This is a genomic window from Myxococcus sp. MxC21-1 (genome assembly GCF_032612255.1).
Taxonomy (GTDB): Bacteria; Myxococcota; Myxococcia; order Myxococcales; family Myxococcaceae; genus Myxococcus; species Myxococcus virescens.
In genome coordinates, this window is sequence record NZ_CP123278.1 from 7,642,814 (window position 1) to 7,654,793 (window position 11,980).

At 67.0% G+C, this 11,980-nt stretch carries 11 protein-coding genes; 7 read left to right on the top strand and 4 right to left on the bottom strand.

The window, feature by feature from the left end:
• Positions 1–119: 119 nt before the first annotated feature.
• From QEG98_RS34065 to QEG98_RS34080, 4 genes are all read left to right on the top strand, one after another.
• A complete protein-coding gene (locus QEG98_RS34065) occupies positions 120–779 on the top strand; it encodes a hypothetical protein (RefSeq protein ID WP_316564262.1) in 660 nt (219 codons plus the stop codon).
• A complete protein-coding gene (locus QEG98_RS34070; RefSeq protein WP_316564263.1) occupies positions 751–1,833 on the top strand; it encodes a hypothetical protein in 1,083 nt (360 codons plus the stop codon). Before QEG98_RS34065 ends, QEG98_RS34070 begins: the two co-directional genes overlap by 29 nt.
• 153 nt (positions 1,834–1,986) lie before the next feature.
• Positions 1,987–2,775 carry a hypothetical protein gene (locus QEG98_RS34075; RefSeq protein WP_316564264.1) on the top strand — a complete coding sequence of 263 codons (789 nt, stop codon included), beginning with the start codon at positions 1,987–1,989 and terminating at the stop codon, positions 2,773–2,775.
• A gap of 161 nt (positions 2,776–2,936) precedes the next feature.
• Positions 2,937–3,173, top strand: a complete 237-nt coding sequence (locus tag QEG98_RS34080) for a hypothetical protein (protein ID WP_316564265.1) — start codon at positions 2,937–2,939, stop codon at positions 3,171–3,173.
• A 495-nt stretch (positions 3,174–3,668) separates the two neighbouring features.
• On the opposite strand, the gene QEG98_RS34085 is transcribed toward QEG98_RS34080, so the two are convergent.
• On the bottom strand, positions 3,669–5,513 hold the full coding sequence (locus tag QEG98_RS34085) for a glycoside hydrolase family 15 protein (protein WP_316564266.1): 1,845 nt from the start codon (positions 5,511–5,513) through the stop codon (positions 3,669–3,671).
• A gap of 153 nt (positions 5,514–5,666) precedes the next feature.
• Positions 5,667–6,683, bottom strand: a complete 1,017-nt coding sequence (locus QEG98_RS34090; RefSeq protein WP_316564267.1) for a glucose 1-dehydrogenase — start codon at positions 6,681–6,683, stop codon at positions 5,667–5,669.
• 472 nt (positions 6,684–7,155) lie between these two features.
• Between QEG98_RS34090 and QEG98_RS34095 the strand changes: the two genes are divergently transcribed.
• Entirely contained in the window at positions 7,156–8,181 is a 1,026-nt protein-coding gene (locus QEG98_RS34095; RefSeq protein WP_316564268.1) for an aldo/keto reductase, read from the top strand.
• Positions 8,182–8,223: 42 nt separating this feature from the next.
• Here QEG98_RS34095 and QEG98_RS34100 read toward each other — a convergent pair whose 3' ends face one another.
• Positions 8,224–8,787 (bottom strand): hypothetical protein, encoded by a 564-nt coding sequence (locus QEG98_RS34100; protein WP_316564269.1) that lies wholly within the window; start codon positions 8,785–8,787, stop codon positions 8,224–8,226.
• 486 nt (positions 8,788–9,273) lie between these two features.
• Here QEG98_RS34100 and QEG98_RS34105 point away from each other — a divergent pair, with 486 nt between their 5' ends.
• Together QEG98_RS34105 and QEG98_RS34110 are read left to right on the top strand one after the other, a co-directional pair.
• Entirely contained in the window at positions 9,274–9,558 is a 285-nt protein-coding gene (locus QEG98_RS34105) for a hypothetical protein (protein ID WP_316564270.1), read from the top strand.
• A 143-nt stretch (positions 9,559–9,701) separates the two neighbouring features.
• Positions 9,702–11,093 (top strand): ammonium transporter, encoded by a 1,392-nt coding sequence (locus tag QEG98_RS34110; protein WP_316564271.1) that lies wholly within the window; start codon positions 9,702–9,704, stop codon positions 11,091–11,093.
• Here QEG98_RS34110 and QEG98_RS34115 read toward each other — a convergent pair.
• Positions 11,081–11,851 carry an N-acetyltransferase gene (locus QEG98_RS34115; RefSeq protein WP_316564272.1) on the bottom strand — a complete coding sequence of 257 codons (771 nt, stop codon included), beginning with the start codon at positions 11,849–11,851 and terminating at the stop codon, positions 11,081–11,083. The two genes, QEG98_RS34110 and QEG98_RS34115, sit on opposite strands and share 13 nt — an antisense overlap.
• Between the last annotated feature and the right edge of the window lie 129 nt (positions 11,852–11,980).

An 11,980-nucleotide genomic window follows, 5' to 3' on the forward strand; every position in this document is an offset into this window, starting at 1 on the left:
CAGCACGAAACATTTCCGCGGCATGACATTTCGCACCGGGACGCGAGCTCCCGAGTAACCTTCAGCGCCAGCCTCCGATGCTCCCGGCTCCCCACACCCTCCGCCGCTGGCTCCTCGTCGTGGCGAGCCTCCTCACGCTCCTGGGCGCGGGAGTCGAGGTCGCGTACTACGCGCTCGACGCCCGCGGGCTGGAGCCATTCGTCGCGTTCCTCTCCTTGAGCTACGAGCGGAACCTGCCGACCTGGTACGCGTCGGCCTTGCTGCTGAGCTGCGCGCTCGTGCTCGCGGGTATCAGCCATGTGGCGGGACAGGGCCGGGAGCAGGGATGGCGTCATTGGCGGGCGCTGGCGGGCGCGTTCGCGTACATCTCTCTCGACGAGAGCGTGGGCCTCCACGAACACCTCGGGGGGCGGCTCTCCCTGGGTGGCGTGCTCTTTTTCACCTGGGTAGTGCCCGGGGCGCTCCTCGTGCTGCTCGGCGGGCTTGCCTTCCTCCCCTTCCTCGCCCGGCTCCCTCCGCGCCGACGCCGACAGTTCATCCTCGCTGGGGTGCTTTATGTGGGTGGGGCGCTGGTGATGGAGCTTCCGCTGGGGTGGTGGACGGAGCAACACGGCAACGACAACCTCCTGTACGCACTCATCGACCACGTGGAAGAGGCCCTGGAGCTGATTGGTGCCAGCCTGTTCCTTGCGGCGCTGGCAGAGGAGCTGGGCGAGCGGGTGGTGCTCACGGCACGAAAGGAGGAGCCCCATGGGCCTGGCCCAGCCGCTCCCCGCTGAGACGCAGCGCCCGGCAGAGTCGGTGCATGAGTCGCCCCCCTCCTCCTCGCGCGCGCCCTACATCGCCGGGCCCCTCTTCGACTGGGCCTTCTTCCTGCTTCCTCCACTACTGGCGCTCGGGCTGGGCATCGCCATCTCGGGCACGCCCTTCAGTGACACCCCCGTCCAGCTCCTCGGTCAGGAGAAGACGTGGGCCGGGTTGATGGTGGGCAGCCTCATCCATGCCCATCTGGTGGCGGTGTTCTTCCGCAGCCACGGCAACCCCGCCATCTTCCGGCTCTACCCGCTGCGCTTCATCCTGGTGCCCGTGCTCGCGTGGGCCGCTATTCGCGGCTCGGCGGTGGTGGCCGCTGGCGCCACGGTGCTCGCGACGTTCTGGGACGTGTGGCACTCGGGACTGCAGACGTTCGGGCTGGCCCGCATCTACGACCGCAACCAAGGCAACCCGCCCGAGGCGGGGCGCCAGCTCGACTTCTGGCTGAACCACCTGCTGTACGCGGGCCCCATCCTCGCGGGCGCCACCATGCTGGACCACTTCAGCAGCTTCGAGTCCTTCGACGCGGTGGGAATGCCGTGGCTCGCCTCCGTGCCCGCGCGCATGACGGCCACCCACCGCGCCTGGACGCTGGGCATCGTGGCGGTGGGCGGCATGTTCCTTCTCTTCTACGTAGGGGCCGCCGTGCGCCTGGTGCGCCAAGGCCACCGCCCCTCCTTCCACAAGGTGTTCCTGCTGGTCACCACGGGTGCTTGCTCCATCTACACGTGGGGCTTCAACTCGTGGGGAGAAGCCTTCTTCATCATGAACCTGCTCCATGCCGTCCAGTACCTGGCACTGGTGTGGGCCATGGAGGGCGAACGCCTCCGTGAGCGGCTGCTGCTGAGGTGGCGCGGGCTCGCGCTCGCGCTGTTCCTCGGCACCGTGCTCACCTATGGCGTGTGGGCCGAACTTCTCGATTCCAGCGTGGAGAGCCTCTGGGCGCTCACCCTCGTCGTCTCCCTGATGCACTTCTGGTACGACGGCTTCATCTGGTCCGTGGCGCGCAGGCAGGTGTGAGCACCGCCCCACGGCATGTGCCACTCCGTCGCCAAACTGCCGCCAAGCGGAGTTTTCCCACCCCACGACAACGCCTAAGCCAGCGGCGCGATCGTTCAACCAATGCCGTGGCCGTTTACCCACAATCAGAGTCCCTCTGAGGAGATGCCATTCATGATTCGACAGTGGGCAGCCGTAGTGGTGATGGGTCTGGCAATGGTGGGGTGTGGAGAAGATACGCCCAGGTCACCGGGGCACTTCGGCGGGGTGACGAGCGCGGTGGTACTGGTCAACCCCGTCATCAACGAGGGCTCCACCACCTCGGTGTCCCCTGGCGGGGACCGCTCTGGCGTAGCGTTTCAAGCCGAGGACCTGCCCACATCCAAGACGGACTCCACCGGGCTGGCACTGGTGGAGAAGCTCCCCACGGGCACGGTGACGCTGGACTTCGACCCAGGCACGTTCTCCTTCCAGGTGGTGCAGGAGAAGGAGCTGTATGACGTGGTGCTGTCATACCGTGACGGCGTGGTGCAGCCGCTCTTTCCGCCGGTGCGCTACCCCATCGGGGGCGAGGTGGTGGTGGTGGAGCCGGGCGGAAGCATCGCCCAGGCCGCTGCGGCCGACGACACCATCATCCTGCTGAAGGAAGGCACCTACCCAGGCAACATCGAGCTTCGCGCGGAAGGCGTGCTCATCTTCGGCGCATGGTCCCCGACCAAGGGGCCTCTGTCGGTCATCGAGGGCAACGTGACGGTGCTCGGTGGCACCAACCGGATGCGGGGCGTCAAGGTCAACGGTCGCGTCACCAGCAATGCCAACGGCTTCTCCCTCGCGTTCTCCGACGTCACCAGCGCCACCATCACCGGGAACGGCGTGACGCTCCTGCGCAACCGCTTCACCACGGGCCAGGCCACCGTGCCCAGCTCCAGCGCCGTGCTGGTGGACAACACTGGGATTCCCTGATGCGGAGGCTTGGGCTCTTCCTGGGATTGGCCTGGACACTGACAGGATGTCACTTCCATACGCGTGACGTCCCCACCTACCCCCGCGAGGCTCCGCGCTCCCCGCCACCTGGACGGCCACGTCCCCCACGCCCACCTCCGCCTCGGCGCGACGTCATCGAAGTGAAGGAGATTCATGCCAGCCGGGTATCGGCGCGTGTCATCTACGCCAAGGAGGTCAAGGCCCGGGACGGGCGGGTGGGCCGCGTCATCCGCGGCGGCCCCCGGCGTGAGCACTGGGGCAGCTCCGAGCTCAAGAGCAGCACCGTCTCCGCGGATGTCATCTACGCCAAGGAAATCCACGCGGACTGGCTGGAGGCGGACGAAATCCACGCCAAGGAAGTCAAGCTCGGCCGGTAGGCCCACCACGACAATCCCTGACACGAACAAGCCCTGTGATACGATGAGCACTTCGTGGAAGGCTGATGGCCCTGTGGGTCATACCGGGTTGCGAGTGTGGCGATGAGCCGAACCCACCACCGGACACCCCGGATGCCTCCATGCAGATCGCAGCATCGACAAGCTCCGCATGTCACGTGGGGCACAAGTTGGCGACCGGCAGCACCTCGACTCGAGGTGTGTAGCCTCCTGAAGCGTCGGACAGGCTCGTTCGGCTAGAATGCGAGTCTGAGAAAGGCGTTCGGGTTGGCCCGGCATCGACGGCCCAAGACTCGCGCGTGTTGCCGTCTTCGAAGAGAGGCCCGCCGGGGACGGCGTAGCAATGGAAGAGGCCGGGCCAATAGCGACGCGTCTCCAGGAAGAGATGCTCCAGCGCACAGACACGGCCGGCCATGCGCCTCCTGACGTGACTGCCTTCTGGCAAGAGGCATTGGTGAGGATTTCAGCGACACGCTCCTAGTGCATGCTCGCGGCGGCCATGGCGGTGAACGACACGTCCCGCCCTGCCCGCTTGGCCTCCAGCAACACGGCGCTGTTGATGAGCCCGACATGGGAGAACGCCTGTGGGAAGTTGCCAAGCTGGCGGTGCAGCCCAGGGTGGTACTCCTCGGCCAGCAGCCCGAGGTCGTTCCGGATGGAGACGAGGCGCTGGAACAGCGCCCCTGCCTCGTCGAGGCGGCCAACCATGGTGTAGTTGTCGACGAGCCAGAAGCTGCAGATGAGGAACGTGGCCTCATGGCCCGCCAGTCCGTCCACGCCCGTCTCGGTCAAGTAGCGCTCCACAAACCCAGCCTTGGTGAGGCCCTTCTCGATGGCGGCGACAGTGCCCAACATGCGCGGGTCATCCGCAGGCAGGAAGCCCATGTGCGGAATCAGGAGCACGCTCGCGTCGAGGGCGTCCGAGCCATAGGACTGCGTGAAGGCCCCCACGCGCGAGTTGTAGGCACGCGCCAGGATGTCAGCGCGAATCTCCTCGCGCAACGCGCGCCAGCGGGGCAGGCGCTTCTTCAGCTTCTCCGACGCGTTGGCACCGAACTGCTCGACGAAGCGGACGCCTCGATCCACCGCGACCCACGCCATGAGCTTCGAGTGCGTGAAGTGGAGCTGGCGCTTGCTGCGGATCTCCCAGATGCCTTCGTCCGGACGCTGCCAGCTCTTCTCCACGAAGTCGACGAGCACCTTCAGCGTGTCCCAGGGGAGCGATCCGGCCTCCGGCACCCCGTACACGCGCGCCTCGTACATCGCGTTCAGCGTTTCACCGTAGACGTCCAGCTGGAACTGGCCGTACGCGCCATTTCCGATGCGCACCGGCCGGGACTCCTCGTAGCCGGGAAGCCATGGCAGTTCGACCTCGGGGAGACGGTGCTCGCCGGCGACGCCGTACATGATCTGCGCCTCAGCCGGAGCGCCAGCGACAGCACGCAGCAGCCAGTCGCGCCAGGCCCGCGCCTCATCGAGGTAGCCTCCTCGCATCAACGCCTCAAGCGTGAGGGATGCGTCTCGAAGCCAGCAGTAGCGGTAGTCCCAGTTTCGGACTCCGCCGAGTTCTTCGGGGAGCGACGTGGTCGGTGCCGCGACGATGCCTCCGGTCGGCGCATAGGTGAGCGCCTTCAAGGTGATGAGCGAGCGCACCACGGCGTCACGAAAAGAGCCCTCGTATCGGCACCGGCTCGCCCATTCACGCCAGTACTGCTCAGTCCGCACCAGGTCCCGCTCCGCATCGACAGGGTGCTCCGGCGCAGCCATGTGCGACGCATAGAACGTCAGCGAGCAGGGGAGCCGCTCCCCTGCGCGGACGACAAAGTCCGCTTCCAGGCGGGCCTCATCCCAGTCCGGTACGAGCGGAACCGGGCTGCTGAATGCGAGCGCGTCCGGCCCCGAGGTCAGGGTGGCGCGGTGACTGCTGCACTGAATCCAGGGGGTCAACTTGCCATAGGCAAAGCGCACCCTGAGGTCGGAATGCATCGGGACCTCACCTTCGAGCCCCTCGACGATGCGGATGATGTCGTGCTCAGTCTCCCCCGGAGGCATGAAGTCGATGATGCGCGCCCGGCCGCCGTTACAGGTAACCTCCGTCTCCAACACCAACGTCTCCGGCCGGTAGCGCTGCTGGACGGCCCGGACCTCCGCCGCGGGCCGGAGGCTCCAGTAGCCATGTTCGTTTGTGCCGAGCAACTTGGCGAAGCAGGCATCGGAGTCGATGCGCGGCAGGCACATCCAGTCGATGGAGCCGCTCCGTGATACCAGGGCAACGGTCGTCAGGTCGCCGATAAGGCCGTAGTGCTCGAGGGGGGATGACATGTCTGGACATTGGGATGTGAGACGGGCTCGCGCAACGCGCCGCTCCGGCGCACCCGGGCAGCGGAGTGAGCCTCAGCTACGTCGGCCCGCCATCACATGGCTCCGGGCCGGTGGCGAAGCAGGCCCCCAGGCCGGAGCCTCAGGACGCCTCACTCATGAAGCCAGCTGAACCACCTGCTTGATGCCACCTGCCCCATTGAGAAGCGCGGGCGTCTCCTGGATGGGAACCCGATGGGTCATGAGGGCGCGCACGCTCTGCGGGAACAAGAACATCGCTTGCTCCAGCTCGCGGAGCGCCAGCTCGTAAGCGCTCCGGCTCGCGTTCACGGTCCCGAGGAGCAGTTGGTTCCTCAGCACGATGTTGCGCATCAGGGTGTCCGTATCCACGGGGTTCGGGCCGCCGTGCGCGGGGATGCCTGTGAAGATGAAGAGCCCATTGGGCCCCAGCGCATCGATGGCCGCGAACGCGACCTTCGACACGCCCACAGCCTCGTAGATGATGTCGAACGTCCCGACCTTCTTTCCGAGCTCCCCGAGGGGCACGTCCTGTCCGGAGACGTAGGTGGCACCGAAGGAGCGGATGAGGTTCGCGCGCTCGCTGGCCGCGGGCTCCAGGGAGTAGACGAAGGTGTCAAAGTGGTTCACCACCATGCTCATGGCGCCCAGGAGCCCCACCGGCCCGGCGCCGAGAGCCAGCGCTCGCACGCGTGCGCGCTCCCAGGGCAGCCTCCGCTGAATGGCCTGTACTTGCTCCGCGGCCTTGGCGGCCACGGAGAGCGGCTCGACCAGCACCGCCACGTCGGAGAGCTTGCGGGGCACCACGACCAGGTGCCCCTCCTCTTCCACCACCCACTCCTGGAGGAAGCCGTGCGCCGCCTTGATGCCCCGCTCCCGGAAATCCCCTGTGACACAGAAGTCCTGACGCTCCGCGCGACAGGGATGACAGCGCGCATGAGGACAGGGCCGGCGAACGGTGGGGACCACGAGGTCTCCCTCGCGGACCAGGGTGACGTCCGGGCCCGTCGCCACCACTTTCGCGAGCGCCTCGTGCCCGAGAATGAGGTGGTCGGAGTCCGGAGGAGGCGTCCCGTATTCAAAGGCACCGATCTCCCGGTCCGTGCCGCAGATGCCCACTTCGAGGACCTTCAGGAGCCCCTGAGAGCCCGTCACGGGCCGAGGCTCCGGCGAGTCGACGAGGCGAACCTCGCGCGTCCCTGGAAACACTGCCACCGCATGCATGCCGCACCTCGCTCAATGACGGGTCTGTCTTTCAAATAGGCACGCCCTCGCGACGGAAAGCCTGGGCCGGACAGCCGCACCGTGCGGCAGTTCCACGCCCTCGTGAGCCGGGCAGTGCGAGTCGGCTCCCTGCCCCCGCCAGGCGACAGCTTGATTCGCAGGTGAGCGGTGCACACCGATGTGCCAGGGCGACGAATGACACGAAGGGGGCGTTTCGCAGCCAGGCTTGGTGGAACAACGATGCAAGCCCGATGAGGCCCCCGCCTACCGGCCGGGCGCTCATCCGACGGGCGGCGGAGCGACACCGCCGATGCACCATCCATCCTGAACGCCAGCCCCGAAGCCGCGCCGCCCCCGGATGAGACCCCGCCCGAGGGCAGCAACACGCACACGGAGGAGCGCCATGGAGTACGCATCGATTCTCGGCATTTCGGCCCCTGCCAGCCGCGTGGGCCTGGGCACCTGGGCCATGGGCGGGTCGCAGTGGGGTGGCACCGACGACGACGAGTCGGTGCGGACCATCCACGCAGCGCTCGACCTGGGCATCACGCTCATCGACACCGCGCCGGCATACGGCTTCGGGCACTCAGAGGAAGTCGTGGGCAGGGCGCTCGCCGAACGAGGCGGGCGTGAGCAGGTCGTCGTGGCAACCAAGGTGGGCCTGGAGCGGCGCGGGGACGGCGTCATCCGCAACTCGTCGCGACAACAGGTCATCCAGGAGCTCGAGGTCTCGCTGAGGCGTCTGCGCACCGACTACGTCGACCTCTACCAGGTCCATTGGCCGGATTTCTCCACGCCATATGAGGAGACCGCCCAGGCGCTGCTCGACCTCCAGCGCGCCGGAAAAATCCGCGCGATCGGCGTCTCCAACTACTCCATCGAGGCGATGGAGCGGTTCCGGCGTGTGGCGCCGCTCGCCTCGGCGCAGCCCCCGCTCAACCTCTTCGAGCGGGAGGCCCTGGAGGACATCATCCCCTGGTGCCGCACAAATGGCGTGGCCACCCTCACCTACGGCGCACTCTGTCGGGGACTCCTGACCGGGACGATGAACGAGAACACCCGGTTCGAAGGAGACGACCTGCGAAAGACCGACCCCAAGTTCCTGCCTCCGCGCTACGCACAGTACCTGCAGGCCGTCCAGCGGCTCGCGCAGTTCGCGCGCGAGCGCTACGACAAGGGCGTGCTCCCGTTCGCGGTCCGCTGGGTGCTGGACCAGCCCGGCGTCACAGTGGCGCTGTGGGGAGCCCGCCACCCCGGCGAGCTGGAGCCGCTGCGGGACGTGATGGGCTGGAGACTCGACGACGAGGCCCTGACGTACACGGACTCGGTGGTGACCGAGTCCGTGCCCGAGCCCGTAGGCCCCGAGTTCATGGCGCCCCCGGAGCGGCGTCCGGAAGAGTTGGGCGAGCGGCCAGGGGCATCCGTCTGACCCGCGGGCCCCGGCTTTGCCCGAGGCCCGTGACGTCCTGGCTCAGAAGCACCTTTCCGAGGTATCGAAGGACGAGTTCGCCACGTACTTGCAGGTGCAGTTGCTCACCTTGCAGTTGAACGAGGCGTTCTCCTGACAGAGCGAGTCCACCTTGCGCCAGGCCAGGATGGGCATGTCCTCGAACTCATCCTCGTGCAGGTACAGCGTGTCCCCCTTGACGGCGAACGCATAACGGAAGGTCTCGTTGAAGGAATCCTCCCTGGTCCCGTAGCAGGAACTCGTCGTGGTGATGACCAGGTGGTTCCCATCCACCTTCCAGGTCCCCAGGATGTTCCCCCAGCTACCGCCCACCTTGAGGACGGACTTGCCCTTGAAGAGCAGGGCACGCGCGTCCTCCGAGCCGCGCTCCAGGCGGTACAGCCCATCAGGCACCGAGCCTCCCTTCAGCGCGGGGGCGTCCGTCACCGCCGCCTGGTCCGACTCCCACGAGGTACACCACCCTATCGCGTCGCACTTGAGCGCGGAGTCCCCATCACCTTCGCTCGAGTCACCACAACCCACCACCAGCATGGAGAAAAGCACCAGGTACCGCGTCATCGCCTTCATGTCGTCCTCCCGAACAGTCGCGGTGGGGCAAGGAACACCCCCGCCTGACAGGGAGAGACAGGCCGGGCGACACCGTTGCAGGAAATCGACCGAGCTGCCCAGGGAGGGAAGGTCCGGCCCTCTGCCAGGAGGCCGCCTGGGTGACGGGACGCCTTGCGCCATTGACCTGCCCCCGTTCTTCGGACCACGCATGACGAGAGTCCTGCGGTGCTGCCTTCATGCGCCGCACCATCGTTGGCGGATGGCGCTCTTCCGGGGAGTTGAAGCGCGGCGCGCCCGACGTGGACTCCACTGACGTTTCCGACCTGCCCACGCCCACCCACTGAGGCGTGGTGGTTTGTACGTAGGCAAAGCACCTGTCTGTCCGCGCGACTGTCAGGGATGCGTCGTATGACGTCGCCTGCCGTCACGCGCGAGGCATGGACAAGCACCAACTCCGTGCTCCAGTGTGCGCGGCACCAACGCTCCTGACTCAGGGAAGAAGGCATGAAGACGAAGCTCGCCGCGGTGACACTGGTTGCATCCCTGCTCGCGTCGTCCGCCGCGTGGGCCGCGGTGACGGTGCGCTACTACAACCGCGATTCGCGCGACCACTCGTGGTCCGTGGTGTGTAGCGGCGTGAAGACGTCGGTGACGTTCGGCAAGAGCCAGACGGCCTCCGTCACCATCCAGGGCTCCGGGCCCTGCGCCGTGAAGACGGACGCGGGAACCGTGGTCCTCAAGGGCGGTGAAGACCTGGAAATCAAGGACGGGCGCATCCAGATGAAGTGAGCCCCCGCCCGCCAAGTAGCCTCAACTTAGAATAAATATGGACCGTTTTAACCTACCTGGGCGCTAAATAAGCCCAGGTCGGATTGAATCTAGCGCGAACTCGCCACATCCTGCATTGCGTCAGTCTTCCGGGTGGAGGCGCAATGAAGAAGTGGATGGCGATGGCCCTTCTCGTGGGTGTGGGTGTGGCGGGGTTGCTGGTCGAACCGGCGGCGCAGTTGAAGCAAGGGGGGCCCATCGACACCGCGGACACGGCGTGGATCCTCACAGCCACTGCGTTGGTGCTGCTGATGACGCCGGGCCTGTCCTTCTTCTACGGCGGCATGGTGCGGCTGAAGAACGTGGTGTCCACGCTGCTGCAGAGCTTCATCGCCATGGCGGTCATCAGCCTGATCTGGGTGGTGGTGGGCTTCAGCCTGTGCTTCGGCGACAGCTTCCATGGGCTCATCGGCGACCCGCGAACCTTCTTCATGTTCAGCGGCGTGGGCGGTGAGACGCACCCGGACCTGGCGCCCACCATCCCCTTGATGCTGTTCGCGCTGTTCCAGCTCAAGTTCGCCATCATCACCCCGGCGCTCATCACCGGCGCGTTCGCGGAGCGCGTGCGCTTCAAGGCATACGTGCTCTTCATGGTGCTCTTCACGCTCGTCATCTACGCGCCGCTGGCGCACTGGACGTGGCACCCGGAGGGCTTCCTCCGTCAGTGGGGCGTGCTCGACTTCGCGGGCGGCACGGTGGTGCACATGTCCGCGGGCTTCGCGGCGCTGGCTGGAGCGCTGGTGCTGGGCCGCCGCAAGGTGCACGTGGAGAACACGACGCACGCGCCCGCCAACATCCCCTTCGTGATGCTGGGCACGGGCATGCTGTGGTTCGGCTGGTTCGGCTTCAACGCGGGCTCGGCGATGTCGGCCTCGTCGCTGGCCACGCTGGCCTTCGCCACCACCAACACGGCGTCCGCGGCGGCGATGCTGGGGTGGATTGCCTTCGACTGGCTGCGCGGCCGCAAGCCCAGCGCCATGGGCGCGTGCATCGGCGCGGTGGTGGGCCTGGTGGCGGTGACGCCCGCGGCCGGCTTCATCACCGTGGGGCAGAGCATCTTCGTGGGTCTGGTCGCCAGCTTCGTGAGCAACGCGGCGGTGCACTTCAAGAACCGCACCTCCGTTGACGACACGCTGGACGTCTTCCCCTGCCACGGGCTGGGCGGCGTGGTGGGCATGGTGCTGACGGGCGTGCTGGCCAAGGACGTGGGCCTCATCCACGGCGAGACGCGCACCTTCATGATGCACATGCTGGCGCTGGTGCTGGTGTCGGTGTTCTCCTTCGCCGGCGCGTTCCTGCTCTACAAGTTGGTGGACCGCATCGTCCCGCTGCGCGTCACCCGCGAGCATGAGGAAGAAGGCCTGGACCTGAGCCAGCACGGCGAGACGGTGGGCGAGTCCATCATCGCGCCCGCGCCGCAGCCTACGCTCACCGCGACGACGGCGGTCGCCACCGAGCCGGCGCCGGACGCCTCCCGCCTGCCTCAGCCCGCCTGAACGACACCGAAGTGCTGTGTCGGGCGCCGCCGCTCGGAATCCCGGGCGGCGGCCTCGTGCGAAGCCTGAGCAGCCTCAGCTGCTCTTCTTCCTCGCCGCGGGCGCGCGCCCTTGCGTGCCGCCGCCCGGGTGGGCGCGGTTTCCGGCATGGGGCCCGTCGAGGGAGTCCCCGTCTCCGCGGTGGGCTTCTGCCGGCGCTTCAACCGGCGCGGCGGCAGCAGGTCCGGTTCGCCGGGCACCTTCTGCGCCATGAAGATGGCGGCATCCAGCTTGTAGAAGCTCCGCGTCCGGTACCACGTCAGGGCGGACTCGTTGTTCTCCGCCACCTCCAGGACCAGGTGCGTGCAGCCCCGCGTCCGGGCCAGGTGCTGGAGCTGATCCAACATGAAGCTGCCCACGCCCCGCCCCTGGTAGTCCGGGTGCACCGCCAGCTCCTCCACGAAGAGCGGCCGCATGCCCCGCTTCTCGAACCAGCGGGGGTTCACCCAGTTGTCGTCCCCGGTGGCCTCGAAGGCGCACTCCGAGTAACCGACGATGCTACCGTCCACCTCATAGAGGAGCTGTTCGATCCACTCCGAGGTGTAGACCTCCAGGAATCGCCGCTTGGAGCGAGGCCGCTGGTACTCCACCGTCTCCCGGTTCACGTCCCGGAAGACGAGCTTGAGGAACTCCCAGGTCCGGTTCAGGTCCCGCCTGTGGATGCGGCGCACTCGGACTTCGAGTGAGTCCGGGGGTTTGGGAGTCTTGGCCTTCGGCATACGCCCGCCTCCTTAGCAGGCTGCCGGTGGGACGCACAGTCTCGTCGCGTGCCACGACCCGGCTGGGTGTACTGCGACATCAGGAGGGTTGCCTCATGGGGGGGTGGGAGGATGGAATGGGCGAAGTTT